The sequence below is a fragment of the Xanthomarina sp. GH4-25 genome, from assembly GCF_045363175.1.
Classification (GTDB): domain Bacteria; phylum Bacteroidota; class Bacteroidia; order Flavobacteriales; family Flavobacteriaceae; genus Xanthomarina.
The window spans coordinates 174421-193277 of the sequence record NZ_JBJFLO010000007.1 but is presented as its reverse complement, the minus strand read 5'-3'; the positions used below and the strand labels follow the sequence as shown (position 1 = coordinate 193277).

The following is an 18857-nucleotide window of genomic DNA, read 5'->3' as shown; positions in this document are numbered from 1 at the left end:
TTTTATAAATAGAGTGATTGCTCTATTTTTGTTTGACAAAGGTAGTATTCTTTGTTTAAAATACATTTAAAATGCAAACAGAAAAAGTAGTAGAACATATCGTTACATGGCTAAAAAATTACGCTATTAACGCAAAAGTAAATGGTTTTGTTGTTGGAATTTCTGGGGGAATAGATTCTGCAGTTACTTCTACGCTTTGCGCTAAAACAGGTTTAGATGTTTTATGCATAGAAATGCCTATACATCAAGCACCAAGCCATGTAACAAGAGGACAGGAACACATTACCTTCCTAAAGTCGAATTATAAAAATGTAAGCGATGTGAAAACAGATTTAACACCTGTTTTTGAAGAGTTTAAAACTGAAGTTTCGCTGGAAGGCGAACAAGCTATTGTGGATATGGCTTTAGCAAACACAAGAGCTCGTTTACGCATGACTACTTTGTACTATTATGCTGGTTTAAAGAAAATGTTAGTAGCTGGAACCGGAAATAAGGTGGAGGATTTTGGTGTTGGGTTTTACACAAAATATGGCGATGGTGGTGTGGATTTAAGCCCGATAGCAGATTTATTAAAATCTGAAGTGTATATGTTGGCCAAACTACTACAGGTTCCAAAATCTATTTTGGAAGCAGCACCTAGCGACGGTCTTTTTGGTGATGCTAGAAGTGATGAAGATCAAATTGGAGCCTCTTATCCGGAATTAGAATGGGCTATGAAAATGGTTGAAGAACATAAAGATGAAGCAGATTTTTTTGGAAGAGAAAAAGAAGTTTTTAAGATCTACAAACGTCTAAACACTTCTAACAAGCACAAAATGAACCCAATACCAATTTGTACCATCCCAAATAATTTAAAACAATCTTGATTATATTTTGTATATATTTAGTATCTTTACTTATTATGTATCACTTTTTTGCCTCGACAGTCTTAATATTTAAAACTTTTTAAGATGATAAAACTGTTGGTTGTTGATAGTCACCCAATTATTAGAAAAGGTATCGAACTTCTATTTGTTACCTCCAAAGACATCAAAGTTGTTGGAGGCGTTAGCAATGGAGAAGCAATTTTCGATTTTCTAAAACAAGAAAAAGCAGATATTGTTTTATCTGAAATAGATTTACCAAAACTTAATGGCATTACTGCTTTAAGGCGATTATCTAAAGAATTTCCACAAATTAAGGTCTTAATTTTTACTTCGCAACCAGAAGAAATTTATGCCTTGAACACTATAAAAGCTGGAGCCTCTGGATATATTTCTAAAAATGCAAATATCATAACCATAAAAGAGGCAATTATGAAAGTTGCTGGAGGCGACACCTATCTAAGCAATAATCTATCTAATCAATTAGCTTTTGGAAAAGGGGTTAATAAGTCTTCTGGATCACTTTACAAAAAATTATCTACGCGAGAAATTGAAGTTTTAAAACTTATTTCTATTGGAAAAAAGAATAAAGAAATTGCTCAAGAATTAGAAATTAACGAAAAAACTGTTAGTACTTATAAAGCTCGTTTAATGAAAAAACTACATGTTGAAAATATTGTAGATTTAATAAATAGAGCTAAATTAATGGATATTTAAAGAGGTTTGTTTAATTTCCTAGAAAGCAAATTATCTAATTTTTTATAACCTACAACTTCTTCTAAAATCTCTTTATATTGTTTCTCTAAATCTCCTTTTGTTTCTTGATTTAATTCGTCTATTTTTTTGCTAATTAAAAAACAACGCAGGCTCAATATGGTTTCACTTACCAATTGAGAAATAGAATCCATTTTATCTTTTGGGAAAATGTTTTTACTATTCCAATTAGACAAAGAGTATCGTTCTTCTTCCATTAAAATAGTTGTCATTTCGCTAACTATTTCGGTATCTTCATTATTTACAAAATTCTCTAATGCAAATTCTGGATTTTGATTTAAAGTATCAATAATCTTATAATACAGTTCTTTAAATTTTTCATTAGTAAACTCCATTTCATCTTCTTGAAGATCTAAAAATATTTTTTCAAATACTTTTGCTTGATGAATAACAGGTTCAAGAATTAGCTCGTTTTTATCATTTTCTTTTAAAATTAAATCTTCAAAATCTTCGGTTCTATTGCCATATAACAAGAGAAGTTGAATGATTTTACGTTCTAATTCATACTGAACATCTACTTTTTTCTGAGGTTCTTTATTTTTTATAACCTCAAAGGCTTTTTGCTCTTGTTTGAATTGTTGGTTGGCTTCCTGATTTCCTTTTTTAGACATTTGTGCCAAAGTGCTGTATAAAACACCTTCGCTAATATCCATAATTTTAGAACACTCCTGAATATATATTTCTCGTTTAATTCTATCTGGAATTTTAGAAATACTATTCACAATATCTCTTACAGTTTCTGCTTTTTTTATTGGATCATTTTTCGAATCCTCAAATAACATAGAGGCTTTAAATTGAATAAAATCTTGCGCATGTTCTTCTAAATATAAAGTAAGCTCTTCTAACGTGTTTTGTTTGGCAAAACTATCTGGATCTTCTCCTGCTGGAAACGTACAAATTTTCACATTCATACCTTGTTCAAGAATTAAATCGATCCCTCTTAAAGACGCTCGAATTCCTGCTGCATCACCATCAAAAAGAACGGTTATGTTTTTTGTTAATCGGTTTATTAATCTAATTTGTTCTGGAGTTAAAGCTGTTCCTGAAGAAGACACGACATTCTTAATTCCAGTTTGATGAAACTGAATAACGTCTGTATAACCTTCAACCAAATAGCAATTATCCTCTTTCGCAATACTCTGTTTGGCATGAAAAATACCATAAAGCACTTTACTTTTATGATAAATATCACTTTCGGGTGAGTTTAAATATTTTGCGGCTTTTTTATCGGTTATTAGAATACGTCCTCCAAAACCTAAAACACGTCCACTCATGCTTCTAATAGGAAACATAACACGTCCTTTAAACCTATCGAAACGTTTTTCTTCTTTTACAATAGTTACCCCTGTTTTATTTAAATAATCTAGCTTATAACCTTGTTTTAATGCCTCGTCTGTAAAAGCATGCCACTCGTCTAAAGAATACCCTAACTGGAATTTTTTAATCGTTTCTTCAGTAAAACCACGCTCCTTGAAATAACTCAATCCAATGGCTTTTCCTTGATCTGTTTTATGAAGTGTCTGCTGAAAATATTTACTAGCAAACTCACTTACCAAATACAGGCTCTCACGCTCATCTGCTTGCTCTTTCTCCTCATTGGTTTGTTGGGTTTCTTCAATTTCAATATTGTATTTATTAGCTAAATATTTAATAGCTTCTGGATATGTAAAATGTTCATGCTCCATTAAAAAAGCTACCACATTCCCTCCTTTTCCACTTGAAAAATCTTTCCAGATTTGTTTCACTGGAGAGACCATAAAACTTGGTGAACGTTCATCGCTAAATGGACTTAATCCTTTAAAACTACTTCCAGATTTTTTTAATTGAACAAAATCGCCAATAACCTCCTCAACGCGAGCAGTTTCAAAGACTTGATCTATGGTGGATTTTGAAATCAAAGGATTATAATTTTATAGCGTATAAAAGTACTAAAATTAAGTTTTAATATGGAAGTCTTAGACTGTTAAACCTAATTAAAAATAAACCCAATAGAAAACAATTTTTATTAACTTGGTAAATACCAATAGTCATTTATATGAAAAACAAAGAATATCGATACGTTTACAAGAAGAAAAGGTATATTATTCCATTCTTATTCATCTTATTTATAGTTGCTTTTAGATTGTATTTACCAACTTTAGCTAAAAACTATGTAAATAAAGTGCTTGCTGATATTCCAGGTTATTATGGCCAAGTAGACGATATTGATATTGCACTTGTTCGTGGAGCATATGTTATAAATGGCATGTATTTAAATAAAGTGAATGCACAGACACAAATTCCTTTTTTAGATTTTCCTAAAAGTGATATTTCCATTGAATGGAAATCGTTATTTAAGGGTGAAATAGTAAGTGAAATAATTATGTCCAATCCAAAAATAAATTATGTTTTGGAAGACCAACAAACAGAAGGAGAAAATCCAAATATAGATAGTTGGACAAATGCCTTAACAGATTTAGTACCTATTGAAATAAACCATTTTGAAGTGCATAATGGCAAAATATCGTTTCAAGAAGTGAGTTCTGAACCAAATATCAACCTTCATTTTGATAACTTAGAACTTACTGCTGATAATTTAAGAAATGTCATTGAAAAAGAACTTACATTACCTTCTCCAATTTCTGCTACTGCCGTATCTTTTGGGCAAGGAAACATGCGTTTAAATGGTAATATGAATCTAATTAAAGAGATACCAGATATGGATATTGAGTTTGCTTTAGAAAACGCCAATGTTTCTGCTTTGAACGATTTTACAACACACTATGCAAACATCGATTTTGAAAGTGGTGATTTTAATTTATATAGCGAAATGGCCATTGCAGATGGTTATTTAAAAGGTTATATGAAACCTTTAATAAAAAATTCCAAGTTAATTGGGAAAGATGATAATTTCGTGGAAACCCTCTGGGAAGGCTTTGTAGGCTTTTTTAAATTCGTTTTAAAAAATCAAAAAACAGATACACTTGCTACAAAAATTCCTTTGGAAGGCAATCTTAACAATGTAGAAGTTGGTGCTTGGAAAACATTTACAAACATACTTAGTAATGCTTGGATAGAAGCTTTTAAAGGTGTTGTAGATGATGATATAGATTTTAAAGACGCTTTTAATGAGGACAAAAAAAAGAAATAAAAAGGCTTCAAAAAAAAATTGAAGCCTTTTTAATCAAATTAACTACTTAAACTAATCCATATCAAAACGAAGCCCTAAAGAAATATTATTCTGGTCTATAGCTTGATCTTTAAAGATGGTCGATAAATCGTATTTGGCATAGATCCCAACATTTCCCCAAGAGATATACGAACTTAAACCATACACAAAACTATTGGTATTAAAATCTTTAATTTTATCTTTTTGGAAATCGCCATTGTCATCATCATACTTTAATTTTTGCATCGACTGAAGCACAAAACCACCATAACCACCAACACCTATTTTAAATTTATTTGATGTTGAGTATCTAAAATAATTTTTCTTATCTATTTTTCTTGAAGGACCAAATTCAAAATGTAGAGGAAATACCAAATTGGTGGATCTAAATTTAGATTTACTTAAATTCACTGGAAATTCTTCAAGAGTTACTACATCATCTATTTCCTGAAAATAGAGATTGTCTTTTATATCTAATTTATTCCACTGGAAAGACACACCATATTTTAAACGTACGGCATTACTGTTTTTAAAAAGTCTCGTTTTCCATGCCCAACCTAACTCAACAAATCCAGAACCTCCTAGTTTATAAGGCGAATCGTTAAGAGATTGCCCTTCAATTATGGCATTATTAAAACCAATGGCAAACACTAAATCGCTGGTTGTACGTCTGTCGTATTTTTTAGGCTCTTTTCTGTTTTTTGGTCCGATATAAAGACTTCCCGTATCGAATTCATCTGAATCTTTGTCTTTACCAAGGATTATAGTTAAACCTTCTAAATTAGCTCCAGTATCATAAGATACATGCTCATTTCTCTCTAAAAGCGAGATTCTGTTATCTATAATAGCTAACCTGTTTTCAATATTTAAAGCATGCTTGGTTGCAAGCTCATCTTTTAATTGAGTTGCTTCTTCTTGTGAGATTTCATTATTGTCTAATTGTTGATCAATCGCTTCAACCCCTGTTTTAAGCTGGTCTTTTTCTTGAATTACTACCTGCTCTTTTTGTAATTCTAAAGCATCTATTTTTTCTTTATTTGTTATCTCTTGTGCAGTGATTAATTGCACAGATAATGCTAGCACAATAAGTGCTAAGTACTTAGTAATTGTTTGCATAATTGTTCTTTTTTTAATGGATGAAATTATTAATCGTTACGTTCGGCAACTGCAGTTTTTACCTTTTTAAAATTTGTTTTTAACGTCTCGAACACTTTGTTTCTAAACGATTCGTCTAAATCTTCTTCAACGTCTTGAAGTAAGGATTGAGCATCTATAGAATAAGCCTCATTCTTTTTATTATCGGCTAGATTTTGTTGGGCTTTTTTAAGTAGCGCATCAATATCTGTTTCGGTTTTATTGGAATTCTCTTGAAAAGCAACTTGTGTTAATTCTGTTTTTTCTGAAACCACTTCAAGGTTAGAATTAGTTGTTTTTTCGTCTGGTTCGTGAAGTGGTACAACTTCCGTAATATTTGTGTTTTTAACGATTTGGTTTTTTGAGATTTTAGACTTTTTATCTGCGTCAGTAGTCTCGTTTAAAATAGTTTTGGATACGACATGCATGTCTTCAACAGCAACGATATTATCTTCTGGTTTTACAAGGTCGACATCCTGAATATTTTTAATTTCCTTTGCTTCAGTGTCTCCTAAAACTGGCTTATAACTGTCTGTTTCAGAAGTATTAAAAAATAGGTTCACCATTATCAAAACTCCTACCAAACTAGCAGCAACACCAAACCACCAAATTGTTTTATTAGACGATTGCTTTGAGTCCTTATGAAGCTTTTCAGACAACACATTCCAAGCCTGACTTGATGGTTCAAGTGTTCTTTTTTCAAGCTTCTCTTTGATGTTTTCTTCAAATTTAATTGGAGCCATAACTGGTGTTATTTTGATTATTAATTTGTTCTTGAAGCATTTTTCTAGCTTTAAATAGCTGCGATTTTGACGTGCCTTCAGTTATTTTTAAAAGTTCTGCAATTTCAGCATGTTTATATCCTTCTATAGCATACATAACAAAAACTATTTTGTATCCTTCTGGTAAACCATCTATCAGTTTTTGAATTTCGGCAACCTCAATTTCGGTATTTATCTGGTTGGAATAGGTGTTTGTTTCTTCCATCTTTTCTACCGAAAATTCAATATGCTTTTGTTGTCTTAAAAATGAGATAGATTCTCGAACCATAATACGTCTAATCCAACCTTCAAAACTCCCTTCTGCTTTATAATTTTTAAGGTATTTAAACACTTTAAAAAAACCATTTAACATAGCTTCTTCTGCATGTTGAACATCTTTAATATAATATCGACAAACACTTAACATTTTAGGTGCATGCATTTCAAACAAAACGTGTTGCGCTTCACGATTGTTTTTAATGGCTTTTTTTATAAGCACAGTCTCGTTTTTGTAGAGTTGTATAACTTTCACTAAAAGGGTTTTGTTCTGCTTCTATTTATAAAGACGAAAAAATCATGCAAAAGGTTGCCTGATAACTTAATTAATTTTTATACTGTTAAAAATGAGGTGATTAAAACCTATTTTTTTCGATCAATCACATAATTAACCATAAGCTCTAAGGAATTTTTAAAGGTAGATTCCGGATATATTTGTAGTATTTGTAAGGCTTCTTCCTGAAATTCTTTCATTTTGGAAACAGCATAGTCTAATCCTCCTTTTGTTTTAACATAACTAATTACTTCAGCTACACGCTTTTTATCTCTATTGTGGTTTTTAATAGAATTAATAAGCCAACGTTTGTCTTTTTTGTCTGCCTGATTGAGAACATAAATTAAAGGCAAAGTCATTTTTTGCTCTTTAATATCAATGCCTGTAGGTTTGCCAATAGCTTCATTTCCATAATCGAACAAATCATCCTTAATTTGAAAAGCCATCCCAATAAGTTCACCAAATTTACGCATGCGTTCAACATGGTCTGATTCTGGTTTTACCGAAGCAGCACCAAGACTACAACAAGCAGCAATTAGTGTGGCTGTTTTTTGACGAATAATATCGTAATAAACGGCTTCTGTAATATCTAATTTCCTAGCTTTTTCAATTTGAAGTAATTCGCCTTCACTCATTTCCCTAACTGCTATAGAGATAATCTTTAGCAAGTCGAAATCGTTGTTATCGATAGAAAGCAACAAGCCTTTTGAAAGTAGGTAATCTCCAACTAAAACTGCAATTTTGTTTTTCCAAAGTGCATTGATAGAGAAAAAACCACGACGTCTGTTGCTTTCGTCTACCACATCGTCATGTACTAAAGTAGCAGTATGTATCAGTTCTATAACCGAAGCGCCACGATAGGTACGCTCACTAATCTCTCCATTAGAAACCATTTTAGCTACCAAGAACACAAACATCGGTCGCATTTGCTTGCCTTTTCTATTAACAATATAATGTGTAATCCTGTTTAGAAGAGCCACCTTAGAAGACATGGAAAGCTGAAACTTCTGTTCAAAAAGTTCCATTTCGTAATCAATGGGCTGTTTTATTTGTTCTACAATTTTCAAAAGAAAATATTACTAATATGGTTATAACAAACCTACTAAAAATGCCTGTGATATTCTATTCTTATTTTTAACAAAGGAAAATTAACATTGTTATTTAGGATAAATTCATTTTTTTTAATATCTTAATTAATTATAACCCTTTAAAAATCAGACTTATGAGAAAAATTACTTTACTTATTATGGGGTTTTTAGCTATATTATCGGCTAATTCCCAAATTGTATTATCCGAAAATTTCGATGACATCACGACCCTTACAGACTGGGATCAGGTTAATGTTAGTACTACTTTAGGGTCAACAAATTGGTTTCAAGGTAACGATGCTGTTTTTTCTTCATATAATGGTGGGCCAACTTCTTATATTGGAGCAAACTTTAACGCCACCACAGGTACTGGAACCATAAGCAACTGGTTAATTTTACCAGTACTATCTTTAAAAGATGATGATGTATTAACATTTTACACTAGAACTAGCACAGGAAGCATTTATCCAGACAGATTGCAAGTAAGAGTTAGTGCTGATGGAGCTGCATCTGTAGCTCCAACAAATGATTCTGATGAAGGATCTTATACCACATTACTTTTAGATATTAATCCAACCTTAACTGTTGGTGGATATCCTAATGCAGATTGGGAATTACAAACTGTTACCATTTCTGGTTTAGGCAGTACTGCTATTGATGCTAGATTAGCTTTTAGATATTATGTGGCAAGTGGAGGTCCATCAGGAACTAACTCCAATTTTATTGGTATTGATGCTGTAGAAGTTAACGAAACTTTAAGCATCGATGAATACGCTCAAGCACCTTACTATAAAATTGGTTGCAACAATCAATACATTTCTATTTACAATATAAATGATGTAGTAAATTACAAGCTAATTTCATTAACTGGACAGCAACTTTTAGAGGGAAAAACCTCTAATAAAACTCATACCATTGATGCTACAACATTAACTTCTGGAGTGTATGTTATTGAAATTTCCAATCCGCAAACAAATGCTGTTTACAGAAAGAAAATTGCATTTTAGAAAGTAACAAATTAATATCTTACAGACTGCCTGAGAAGGCAGTCTTTTTTATGTTTTATTAGCTAATTGTCCACAAGCAGCATCAATGTCTTTACCTCTGGAACGTCTTACAGTTACAGTAATATTGTTGCGTTCTAACATGGACACATACATATCTATAGCTTGCGTGTTTGCTTGTTGAAACTCGCCATCGTCTATGGGATTGTATTCAATTAAATTAACCTTGCTTGGTGCAAATTTGCAAAAGGCTATTAAGGCATCAACATCTTTCTTTTTATCATTGATATCCTTCCAAACCACATATTCGTAGGTAATTCTATTTTTGGTTTTGGCATACCAATATTCTAACGCTTCACGTAAATCTGCTAAAGGGAAATTTTCATTAAAGGGCATGATAGAGGTACGAACCTCATCGATTGCTGAATGGAGTGATACGGCTAATTTAAACTTTACCTCATCGTCAGCCATCTTTTTTATCATCTTTGGCACGCCAGATGTTGAAACCACAATTCGTTTAGGCGACATTCCCAAACCTTCATCTGATGTAATTTTATCAATCGCTTTTAGAACATTGTTATAATTCATAAGTGGTTCTCCCATACCCATAAACACAATATTACTTAAGGGTCTGTCATGATACAATCTGCTTTCTTTATCTATGGCAACTACTTGGTCGAAAATTTCGTCTGGATTTAGATTTCGCATGCGTTTCAACCTAGATGTTGCACAAAATCTGCAATCTAAACTACAACCAACCTGACTAGAAACACAGGCTGTAGTTCTTGATTTGGTTGGAATTAAAACCGACTCGACAATTAATCCATCGTGCAAACGAACTGCATTTTTAATAGTGCCATCGTTACTTTTTTGCATGGTATCTACATGGATGTGATTAATAACAAAATTATCTTCAAGCATTTGCCTGGTTTCTAAAGATATGTTCGTCATATCTTCAAAGGAATGAGCTCCTTTACTCCACAACCATTCATAAACCTGATTCCCACGAAATGCTTTATCGCCTTCTTTTTCAAAGAAATCTCGAAGTTGCTCTTTGGTTAATGCACGTATGTCTTTCTTTTTTGTTTCCATGTGTTTGCAAAAGTAATAAAAAGGGATTTGTAAACAGAAATTAAGGACTAGAGAATAATTGCGTGATAAACCCATTAACTATTGAACGCATGTTTGAGCTTTTTAATGTTGTTGCACCTATGCAACATAAAAAAACGAGTAGTGAAAGCCTAGTTGCTGGCAGGCAGATACGACTCTTTGGGTAGTGACCATAAAAAAAGCCTTGCAAAAACAAGGCTTTTAATAGAATATATTTTTAATTAAATAATTAGCATGGCATCTCCATAGCTATAGAATTTATATTTTTCTTTAATAGCTTCATCGTACGCTTTTTTAATGAAATCGTGACCAGCAAATGCAGACGCCATCATTAATAAGGTAGATTTTGGCGTATGGAAATTTGTAATCATGCAATTCGCGATACTAAAATCGTATGGAGGAAAAATAAATTTATTAGACCAACCATCAAACTCATTTAAAGTACCGCTTGAAGATACTGAACTTTCTATAGAACGCATGGCAGTTGTACCAACAGCGCATACACGTTTTCTGTTTTTAATTCCAGTATTAATAATATCTACTGCATCTTTTTTAATAATAATTTCTTCACTATCCATTTTGTGTTTCGATAAATCTTCAACCTCAACTGGGTTAAAAGTACCTAAACCAACATGTAATGTAACTTCTGCAAAATTAACTCCTTTAATTTCTAAACGCTTTAAAAGGTGTTTAGAAAAATGCATTCCTGCAGTAGGAGCTGCAACTGCACCTTCATTTTTAGCAAAAATAGTTTGGTAGCGTTCTTCATCTTCTGGTTCTACATCTCTTTTTATGTATTTAGGAAGTGGTGTTTCGCCAAGTTCCTGAAGTTTCATACGGAAATCTCTATACGATCCATCGTATAAGAATCGTAAGGTTCTTCCTCTTGAAGTTGTGTTATCTATAACTTCCGCTACTAAAGACTCTCCTTCACCAAAATACAATTTGTTTCCAATTCTTATTTTTCTAGCTGGATCTACAAGCACATCCCAAAGACGTTGCTCTTCGTTTAACTCTCTTAATAAAAACACCTCAATTCTTGCTCCAGTTTTTTCTTTGTTTCCAAAAAGTCTCGCTGGAAATACTTTGGTATTATTAAGAATCATCACATCATCTTTATCGAAATAATCAATAAGATCTTTAAACATTTTATGTTCAATAGTTTGCTTCTCGCGATTTAAGACCATTAAACGAGCTTCGTCTCTATGTTCTGATGGATACTCAGCTAATAATTCTTCTGGGAGGTCAAAACTAAAATGTGATAATTTCATATTTGTCAATCAATTTTTATGTTAAAATGAAAGTGATTTGTTTTTGTAAAGGTTGCAAATATACAACCTGAAAGTAGGCGTTGTCAAGTATTTAGGCAATTATTATTTAGATAGTTGAAATCCGATGCTTTTTAAATCTTCCCAAAACGATGGATAGGATTTTGAAACAACTTCGGCATCGTTGATGGTTATTGAAGTTACTAGCGCAAGAGGAGCAAATGCCAAGGCCATTCTATGATCGTTATATGTATCTATGCTAACTTGAGATTTTATTGATTTTGACAGCTTTAACAACAAACTGTCGTCAGAAACTGTAATTTTACCACCTAATTTTTCAATTTCGTTTTTAAGTGCCAATAGTCTATCTGTTTCTTTTATTTTTAAGGTATGAAGACCTATAAGCTTACAACCTAACCCTAAAGCAAAACATGTTACCACAATAGTTTGAGCAATATCTGGTGCATCTGCTAAGTCTAATTTGATTGATGCTTCTTGATTGCTGACTGCTGATTTATGAAGTACGATATTATTATCTTGAAAGTTTGTTTTAACGCCAAACTGCTGATAAATTTTGGCCAATACAGAATCTCCTTGTAAAGAATTTTCTTTATATGAAGACAAATTAATTTCTGAACCAATATTGCTTAATGCTACAATACTATAGAAATAGGATGCAGATGACCAATCCGACTCGATTACTAATTGTTGATCTTTAACTGTTGATTGTTGGCTAACTTGAATAACATTATCTTGAAACTTCGTTTCAATTCCTATTTTGTTTAACAAACTCAATGTCATGTTAATGTACGGAATGGATGTTATTTCTCCTTCTAAAGTCAGCACCAAACCTTGTTCTAACTTAGGAGCAATTAGCAATAAGGCAGAAATGTACTGACTGCTTACATTGGCTTTTAGAGTAACTTTATTTTGTGTTATTGTTTTTCCTTTTATTCTTAAAGGTGGCAGTCCTTCTGATTCTAAATACGAAATATCTGCTCCAAGGCTTTTAAGGGCATCGACCAAAATTTTTATAGGTCTTTGCTTCATTCTCTCTGAACCTGTAATTATTACTTCTCGTCCATCTTGAGTTGCGAAAAAAGCTGTTAAAAAACGCATAGCAGTTCCTGCGTGATGGACATCAATGGTATTTGATAATGTTGATAGGGCTTCAGACATGACTTGTGTGTCGTCTGAATTTGATAAATTCTTTATTTCTATATTTGGATATAAAGCCTGTAATAATAACAATCTGTTAGATTCGCTTTTGGAACCTGTTATTTCGATTGTTGACAGTTGATTTATGCTAGATTTATGGAGTTGAATGTTCATCTATTTTAAAAGCAGGAAACATCGAGACTGAGCTCGATGTTTGTTTAAAACCTGCTACTTAAGTTTATCGTTATTATGGTGTCTATCGTGATCGCGTTTGGTTTTTTTATCCATTTTCTTATTGAAAGCCTCTTGCAAATCGATTCCTGTTTGATTTGCTAGACATAAAACTACAAAAACAACATCGGCTAATTCTTCTCCTAAATCTTTGTTCTTGTCACTTTCTTTTTCACTTTGCTCTCCATAACGTCTGGCAATAATTCTAGCAACTTCGCCTACTTCTTCGGTTAATTGCGCCATGTTTGTTAGCTCGTTAAAATAGCGAACTCCATGTTCTTTTATCCAGCTATCAACGGCTTGTTGTGAGTTTTGTAAATTCATTTTTTATACTTTTTTAAGTACAATTTTTTCAGCTTGTTTATTTACTACTAACTCAAAAAACTGTTTAAACTGCTCGTAATTTGTTGGCAATATTAATGTGTTGTTTAAATTTAAAGTAATGACCAATTGAAGCATGGAACCATTTTCTCTTATTAAATAAGTAAATTCTCCTTCGTTACTATTATATTCCAATTTCACGTTTTCCGGTAATGATTCCACTTGAAAACCTTCAGGTAACATAATATTTACCATGTACTTTCTAGATGTAGGAAAGTTTAAATCTATTGGGTATTTTCTGGTTTGAAGTTTAAAAGGTGATTCCTTTATTTTTAAAAATAATAAGGGCGAAAAATAATAGTTATCTCCTATTTCCTCTAAAGCTTCATCTAATTGATATTCATAAGATAAAAGTACAGGTTTTACTGGAACATTCATGTCTTCAACTTCAATATTTGAAACCAATAGATTTCCATTTTTCGATTCAATTGCTTTTATTAAATCGTCTTCCGAGTAATTCTCATAAGTGTTTCTATATTCTAAAGCCTTATAATCTGTATATTGATTTCTTATTTTTCCAGTTGCAGATAAATCTGAGTCTAATTTAACATTTAATGAAACAATTTCTTTTGATGCTTGTGAGGCAGATAGACTTACCCAATCTGAACTTCCATCTTTTCGAATTAAACGGCCTTGCCAATTTAATATTTTAACAGGTAACACATTAAGACTTGTAAAGCTTTCTGTGGCATCTAAGAGAACCTGACCTTGTTCTGTATTGACAGCGCAAATAACATAGTTAAAACCTCTTCTAGTTGGGAATAAAGGAATGCCATTGTCTTTAGTACTTATTAAAACTGGATTGGCATCTAATCCAGTTTCTCGCAACATAGCAATTAAAATTAGATTAATATCTCCTACATTACCGACACCTTGTTTATATGCTTGTTTAACACCTAATTCAGTATAGTAACCATAAGTTCCATTCCATTTTACTTTAGATTTTACAAAATTGAAAATATGATAGACTTGTTCTATTGGCTCGGTTGCTCCTGCAATTGCAGTGTCTAAATCGTTTCCAAAATAACCTGACCTTTTTAATTGTTGGCCGAAATCATTACTATCGTAAATTGTTTTTGTGACTTCCTCCCAAGAAGTTGACAAGTTCTCAAATGGCTCATTAGGAAATTGAATGGATTTCAACTCCATAATTAGTTTAGCTTGATAGTTACTTAAATTATCAACATATGCTTCATCTTCTAACGAAGGAATATTTACTAAATTAGAAGTTATAACATTTATAAAGTAGTCTATAGTTGAATAATCTAAGGAAGTGGCAGAGCCAACAGAACGTGCATTGGATTGTCTGGTCTTACTTAAAGTAATTTTTGCCTGTTCATTAAACTGTTTAAGTTGAGGATAATAGGTAGCTTTTGGATTTACAATAGTAGAATATTTATAATATTCCGGAGTACCTACTCTAAGGTCTAATTTATTAATTGGGATTGTTGTTTGAAAAGGGATTTCATCTATTGCTAATAGCTCCGACTCAATCATATATTTATATTCTATCACACAGCCTTCTTTAATATTTGGCATTGCAAATTGTGTTGCCTTCCAATATTTGTTTATTTTTTCTTCAAAAATTTCATTTTTACCTAGTTTCGTTTCAACAATTTTATTGTTTTCGAGTGTATATGTGTAAGCCTTTAAACTCTTTAAAACATCTTCGGTATTTTTATCACCATCATAAAGCCTAATTCTTTTTGTTGCATATTCAAAACCCTCTTTATTATAAATTTTTATTCTTTCAGAGACATAATTTTGTTGTACAAAACCCAAATCTTGTACATAGGTAAACTTGACATCCTGACTTCTATATAAAACAGCTGCATTGGCATTTGGTTCGAGAGGATGTTGGGTTTCTTTTAATTCTTCTTTGCTTACTTTTCCAAATTTATAATCTTGTGCTATTGCTATTTGGAAAGTGAAGACACATGCAAATAATAAAATATATTTCATAGGTTAAGTTTTTGTGTTAAATACAATTTTAGAGTTATCGTGTTTTTTTATACTCAATAAGAACGTTCTAAACTCTTGATAATCCTCCTTAGAATAGGAGCCTTTATGTAATATGAATTCACGCTTATAGCTAATGATATTATTGGTTGTTGAAATACTTAAAATATAAGATCCAAACTTATTTTGAATAGACACTGGTTTTTTTATGGCCTCAACTTGTAATGAATTTGGATATTTAATTTGATAGGTATCCTTGTCTGTAAAACCTCTCTCTATTACAAATGGTAATTTTCTATTTTTATATCTTGGAGGTGTTACCGTTAATTTATTAAACACATTAGGTTGGAATAATAATCTTTCTCCTGCTTTAGAGCCGTATTTAGAAATTTTAACATTGACATCTTCTGTAAAAACTATACTGTCTTTATTATTATTGAAATTCATTTTAAGAATTTCGAGATTGTTTAAATCGTCCCAAAAATTATTTTTATAATAAAGCTCCTGCTCTTTAATAGTTTTATTCTGAATCCCTTCATGGTCGCCATATTGAGCTCCTTTAGATTGTATTTTAATCTCTCCCAATACAGTTCCAGTAGCATCTATAAATATATTGGCAAGCATTTCTTGTAAATTTTCTGCAGCATGATACACTTTTGTCCGAACAATCTTCCCTCCTTCTGGAGTAATAATAAGTGCTTCTCTATCGTCTGTAAAATTGGCATTATAACCAAACGGACTTGTTTTACTAGTACATTCTAACCAGATGTAATCGTCGTTATTAGGCAAACATAGAATGGCATGATTCCCTTGCGTTGCAGAAAAATCTCTATCAATATCTAACAATTTATCATCGCCATAAATAATGGTATAATAAGATGCTATTCCAACTTCTTTTAACAAAGCCTGAGTATAATTTGTTAAAGCTTTACAATCTCCATAGGCTAGTCTATCTACATCTTCGGCTAGCATAGGCTTCCATCCACCAATTCCTACTTGCACACTAATATAGCGTGTTTTGTCTTGCATATATTGATAGACAATCTTGGCTTTTTCAACATCTGAATTAGCATTTAAAGTAAGCTGATGAATTGTGTTTTTTACATTCTGAGGTAATTCTTGAGTGTCGGCAATAAGTTTATCGTTCATCCATAAGCCAAAATCTTCCCAAGTATTATTAACTCCCTTAACACCTTCCATGTCAAATTCTGTTAATGCTGCTTTTAAATATGGTGCAAATGTTTTGAAGTCTGGACTAAAAGATTCAGGTTCTATTGACTTTAAATTCTTAGCTATAAAGTGATAGTCGCTGACTTTCTCAATGGCATATTCTTCAAAATTTGAAGTTTTTATTTTAAGAGGAATTTGAGTCGAATTTGTAATTTTATATTCTGCATTTTCAGTACTGATATAATAACCTTCAATAGGTCTCCAACTTGGGATAAATGCTGTAGAATTATAAACAACTTTCGTTTCGAAAAGCAGTGTGTATGGATAGCTAATTGGTGTATAGTCTAGGTATTTTACTCGACTATCTGAATATAATGTGCCTCCTGGAACTGCACTAACGTCTTTAAAATCGTTCTTTCTAAATTTCTTTATTTCTTTCCCACTTGAATCATAAACACGTGCTTCAAGATCTTGAATGTTGATATTCTCGTCGTAATGCCGATAAGCGCCAATTTTATAATCGCCTTCTTTATTAAAAACCGTGATGATTCTTTTGTTAGTATATACAAATTTATTGTAGTCTAAAATTTCAATTTGAATATTGTCAAAACTAACGACAGCATTAGATTTTATTCTAAGGTCTAAAGGAATGGAATTTACAGTAAGTAAATCTTCTTCCTGTGCTGCTATTTGGGTAAAAATTAGTGAGGAGAGTACTAAAAGTATAATTTTATGCATGTAGGAACTTTTTTTCTCTTCTCAAAAATAGGACTATTTGTGAATTAACAAAGCTTTAATTAAAATTAATTTCCTTATTCTTTATTTTTAGTATCTATGATTATGGTTACAGGCCCATCGTTTAAAAGCTCCACTTTCATATCTGCACCAAACTCTCCAGTTTGAACTGATTTCCCTATATTTATTTCTAATTGTTTTACAAAAGCTTCATACATAGGAATGGCTACTGCTGGTTTTGCAGCTTTAATATAACTAGGTCTATTACCTTTTTTTGTGTTTGCATGAAGGGTAAACTGACTAACAACAATAGCATCTCCTTGAACCTCTTTTAAAGATTGATTCATGACGCCATTTTCATCATTAAAAATTCGGAGATTTGTAATTTTATTGGTTAACCATGCAATGTCTTCGGTGGAGTCTTCATCAATTATCCCGAGTAAAATTAATAACCCACAGGAAATGGATGCTACTTGTTTTCCTTCAATAGTAACACTTGCTTTTGAAACTCTTTGAATAACTGCTTTCATTTTTTACTCTTTATCCCAAGTATCAGTTCTATAGTGTTCGTCTTCTCCTTCTAAAATTTGAATGTAACTTCTATATCTAGAATAGGCAATTTCGTCTTTATCTAAAGCATCTTTTACAGCGCATTTTGGTTCATCAACATGAATACAATTATTAAACTTACAGTCTTGTTTTAGTTTAAAAAATTCAGGGAAATAATCGCCAACCTCAGCTTTATCCATATCTACCACACCAAACCCTTTAATTCCAGGTGTGTCAATAATTTTTGCTCCAAAACTTAAATCGTACATTTCGGCAAACGTTGTAGTATGTTGCCCTTGACTATGTTGACTGGAAATAGCTTTGGTTTTTAAATCTAAATCTGCTTCAATAGCATTGACTAATGTTGATTTACCAACACCTGAATGACCTGCAAACATGCTTACTTTATTTTGCATTAAGGCTTTTACTTTATCGATATTTTTTCCTGTTTCTGCCGAAATACCAATACATTCATAACCTATTTGACGGTACACATGTGCTAAATATCTCACCTCATTAAGCGTGTCTTTGTTATACGTATCTAGTTTATTAAAAAGTAATATTGTTTTAATGGAATAGGCTTGAGCTGTTACCAAAAACCGGTCGATAAAACTTGTAAACGTTGGAGGATTATCAATAGTAACCAATAAAAAAACCTGATCGATATTTGAAGCGATAATATGTGTTTGCTTAGACAGATTAACCGATTTTCTAACAATGTAATTTTTTCTGTCGTGAATGTTTGTAACAACACCAACAGGCTCGTCGTTATTAGTTGTATCTAAATCGAAGTCTACTCTATCTCCAACGGCAATGGGATTGGTACTTTTAATACCTTGCATACGGAACTTTCCTTTAATTCGGCATTGGTATGTGGCACCTAAATCTGTTTTCACAGTGTACCAGCTTCCGGTAGATTTATATACAATTCCTGTCATTCTTACAAAGATGCCACTATTAATTAATATTTAAAA

The 18857-nt window shown here is 32.0% G+C and carries 17 protein-coding genes; 4 read left to right on the top strand and 13 right to left on the bottom strand.

Going from position 1 to position 18857, the window contains the following annotated elements; all coding sequences use genetic code 11:
• The first annotated feature begins 71 nt into the window (after nt 1-71).
• Both nadE and ACI5KZ_RS11915 read left to right on the top strand, forming a co-directional pair.
• Nucleotides 72-866, top strand: a complete 795-nt coding sequence (gene nadE, locus ACI5KZ_RS11920; RefSeq protein ID WP_109309714.1) for an NAD(+) synthase — start codon at nt 72-74, stop codon at nt 864-866.
• An 84-nt stretch (nt 867-950) separates the two neighbouring features.
• Nucleotides 951-1580 carry a response regulator transcription factor gene (locus ACI5KZ_RS11915; protein WP_109309715.1) on the top strand — a complete coding sequence of 210 codons (630 nt, stop codon included), beginning with the start codon at nt 951-953 and terminating at the stop codon, nt 1578-1580.
• On the opposite strand, the gene dnaG is transcribed toward ACI5KZ_RS11915, so the two are convergent.
• Nucleotides 1577-3535: a DNA primase gene (gene dnaG / locus ACI5KZ_RS11910; protein ID WP_109309716.1), complete on the bottom strand. Its 1959-nt coding sequence runs from the start codon at nt 3533-3535 to the stop codon at nt 1577-1579. The two genes, ACI5KZ_RS11915 and dnaG, sit on opposite strands and share 4 nt — an antisense overlap.
• 137 nt (nt 3536-3672) lie before the next feature.
• Between dnaG and ACI5KZ_RS11905 the strand changes: the two genes are divergently transcribed.
• Nucleotides 3673-4767 (top strand): DUF748 domain-containing protein, encoded by a 1095-nt coding sequence (locus ACI5KZ_RS11905; protein WP_109309717.1) that lies wholly within the window; start codon nt 3673-3675, stop codon nt 4765-4767.
• 51 nt (nt 4768-4818) lie between these two features.
• Here the strand turns inward: ACI5KZ_RS11905 and ACI5KZ_RS11900 are convergent, their stop codons facing one another.
• From ACI5KZ_RS11900 to ACI5KZ_RS11885, 4 genes are all read right to left on the bottom strand, one after another.
• Nucleotides 4819-5901, bottom strand: coding sequence for a hypothetical protein (locus ACI5KZ_RS11900; RefSeq protein ID WP_109309718.1), 1083 nt, complete (start codon nt 5899-5901; stop codon nt 4819-4821).
• Nucleotides 5902-5930: 29 nt separating this feature from the next.
• Nucleotides 5931-6662, bottom strand: a complete 732-nt coding sequence (locus ACI5KZ_RS11895) for a hypothetical protein (RefSeq protein WP_406847736.1) — start codon at nt 6660-6662, stop codon at nt 5931-5933.
• On the bottom strand, nt 6649-7212 hold the full coding sequence (locus ACI5KZ_RS11890) for an RNA polymerase sigma factor (RefSeq protein ID WP_406847735.1): 564 nt from the start codon (nt 7210-7212) through the stop codon (nt 6649-6651). Before ACI5KZ_RS11890 ends, ACI5KZ_RS11895 begins: the two co-directional genes overlap by 14 nt.
• Before the next feature lie 107 nt (nt 7213-7319).
• Nucleotides 7320-8297: a polyprenyl synthetase family protein gene (locus tag ACI5KZ_RS11885; protein WP_109309721.1), complete on the bottom strand. Its 978-nt coding sequence runs from the start codon at nt 8295-8297 to the stop codon at nt 7320-7322.
• A 155-nt stretch (nt 8298-8452) separates the two neighbouring features.
• Here ACI5KZ_RS11885 and ACI5KZ_RS11880 point away from each other — a divergent pair, with 155 nt between their 5' ends.
• Nucleotides 8453-9325: a T9SS-dependent choice-of-anchor J family protein gene (locus tag ACI5KZ_RS11880; protein WP_109309722.1), complete on the top strand. Its 873-nt coding sequence runs from the start codon at nt 8453-8455 to the stop codon at nt 9323-9325.
• 48 nt (nt 9326-9373) lie between these two features.
• On the opposite strand, the gene rlmN is transcribed toward ACI5KZ_RS11880, so the two are convergent.
• From rlmN to rsgA, 8 genes are all read right to left on the bottom strand, one after another.
• A complete protein-coding gene (gene rlmN / locus ACI5KZ_RS11875) occupies nt 9374-10414 on the bottom strand; it encodes a 23S rRNA (adenine(2503)-C(2))-methyltransferase RlmN (RefSeq protein ID WP_109309723.1) in 1041 nt (346 codons plus the stop codon).
• A 239-nt stretch (nt 10415-10653) separates the two neighbouring features.
• Nucleotides 10654-11703, bottom strand: coding sequence for a tRNA preQ1(34) S-adenosylmethionine ribosyltransferase-isomerase QueA (gene queA, locus ACI5KZ_RS11870; protein WP_109309724.1), 1050 nt, complete (start codon nt 11701-11703; stop codon nt 10654-10656).
• Nucleotides 11704-11805: 102 nt separating this feature from the next.
• A complete protein-coding gene (locus ACI5KZ_RS11865) occupies nt 11806-13032 on the bottom strand; it encodes a 3-phosphoshikimate 1-carboxyvinyltransferase (protein ID WP_406847734.1) in 1227 nt (408 codons plus the stop codon).
• A 54-nt stretch (nt 13033-13086) separates the two neighbouring features.
• The gene (locus tag ACI5KZ_RS11860; RefSeq protein WP_109309726.1) at nt 13087-13413 is read right to left on the bottom strand and encodes a nucleotide pyrophosphohydrolase; all 327 of its coding nucleotides are present in this window, start codon (nt 13411-13413) and stop codon (nt 13087-13089) included.
• A 3-nt stretch (nt 13414-13416) separates the two neighbouring features.
• Nucleotides 13417-15432, bottom strand: a complete 2016-nt coding sequence (locus tag ACI5KZ_RS11855; protein WP_406847733.1) for a DUF3858 domain-containing protein — start codon at nt 15430-15432, stop codon at nt 13417-13419.
• Between the two features lie 3 nt (nt 15433-15435).
• Nucleotides 15436-17337, bottom strand: a complete 1902-nt coding sequence (locus ACI5KZ_RS11850; protein WP_406847732.1) for a DUF3857 domain-containing protein — start codon at nt 17335-17337, stop codon at nt 15436-15438.
• Nucleotides 17338-17411: 74 nt separating this feature from the next.
• A complete protein-coding gene (dtd, locus tag ACI5KZ_RS11845; RefSeq protein ID WP_109309728.1) occupies nt 17412-17864 on the bottom strand; it encodes a D-aminoacyl-tRNA deacylase in 453 nt (150 codons plus the stop codon).
• 3 nt (nt 17865-17867) lie between these two features.
• Complete coding sequence (gene rsgA, locus ACI5KZ_RS11840) at nt 17868-18821, bottom strand: ribosome small subunit-dependent GTPase A (RefSeq protein WP_109309729.1); 954 nt, start codon at nt 18819-18821, stop codon at nt 17868-17870.
• Between the last annotated feature and the right edge of the window lie 36 nt (nt 18822-18857).

What these genes read in the sequence shown, in the direction of transcription:
- rlmN (WP_109309723.1), bottom strand. Translation starts at nt 10,414, where the DNA reads ATGGAAACAAAAAAGAAAGACATACGTGCATTAACCAAAGAGCAACTT.
- nadE (WP_109309714.1), top strand. Translation starts at nt 72, where the DNA reads ATGCAAACAGAAAAAGTAGTAGAACATATCGTTACATGGCTAAAAAAT.
- ACI5KZ_RS11865 (WP_406847734.1), bottom strand. Translation starts at nt 13,032, where the DNA reads ATGAACATTCAACTCCATAAATCTAGCATAAATCAACTGTCAACAATC.
- ACI5KZ_RS11905 (WP_109309717.1), top strand. Translation starts at nt 3,673, where the DNA reads ATGAAAAACAAAGAATATCGATACGTTTACAAGAAGAAAAGGTATATT.
- rsgA (WP_109309729.1), bottom strand. Translation starts at nt 18,821, where the DNA reads ATGACAGGAATTGTATATAAATCTACCGGAAGCTGGTACACTGTGAAA.
- ACI5KZ_RS11880 (WP_109309722.1), top strand. Translation starts at nt 8,453, where the DNA reads ATGAGAAAAATTACTTTACTTATTATGGGGTTTTTAGCTATATTATCG.
- ACI5KZ_RS11915 (WP_109309715.1), top strand. Translation starts at nt 951, where the DNA reads ATGATAAAACTGTTGGTTGTTGATAGTCACCCAATTATTAGAAAAGGT.
- dtd (WP_109309728.1), bottom strand. Translation starts at nt 17,864, where the DNA reads ATGAAAGCAGTTATTCAAAGAGTTTCAAAAGCAAGTGTTACTATTGAA.
- queA (WP_109309724.1), bottom strand. Translation starts at nt 11,703, where the DNA reads ATGAAATTATCACATTTTAGTTTTGACCTCCCAGAAGAATTATTAGCT.
- ACI5KZ_RS11860 (WP_109309726.1), bottom strand. Translation starts at nt 13,413, where the DNA reads ATGAATTTACAAAACTCACAACAAGCCGTTGATAGCTGGATAAAAGAA.
- ACI5KZ_RS11900 (WP_109309718.1), bottom strand. Translation starts at nt 5,901, where the DNA reads ATGCAAACAATTACTAAGTACTTAGCACTTATTGTGCTAGCATTATCT.
- ACI5KZ_RS11855 (WP_406847733.1), bottom strand. Translation starts at nt 15,432, where the DNA reads ATGAAATATATTTTATTATTTGCATGTGTCTTCACTTTCCAAATAGCA.
- ACI5KZ_RS11850 (WP_406847732.1), bottom strand. Translation starts at nt 17,337, where the DNA reads ATGCATAAAATTATACTTTTAGTACTCTCCTCACTAATTTTTACCCAA.
- ACI5KZ_RS11895 (WP_406847736.1), bottom strand. Translation starts at nt 6,662, where the DNA reads ATGGCTCCAATTAAATTTGAAGAAAACATCAAAGAGAAGCTTGAAAAA.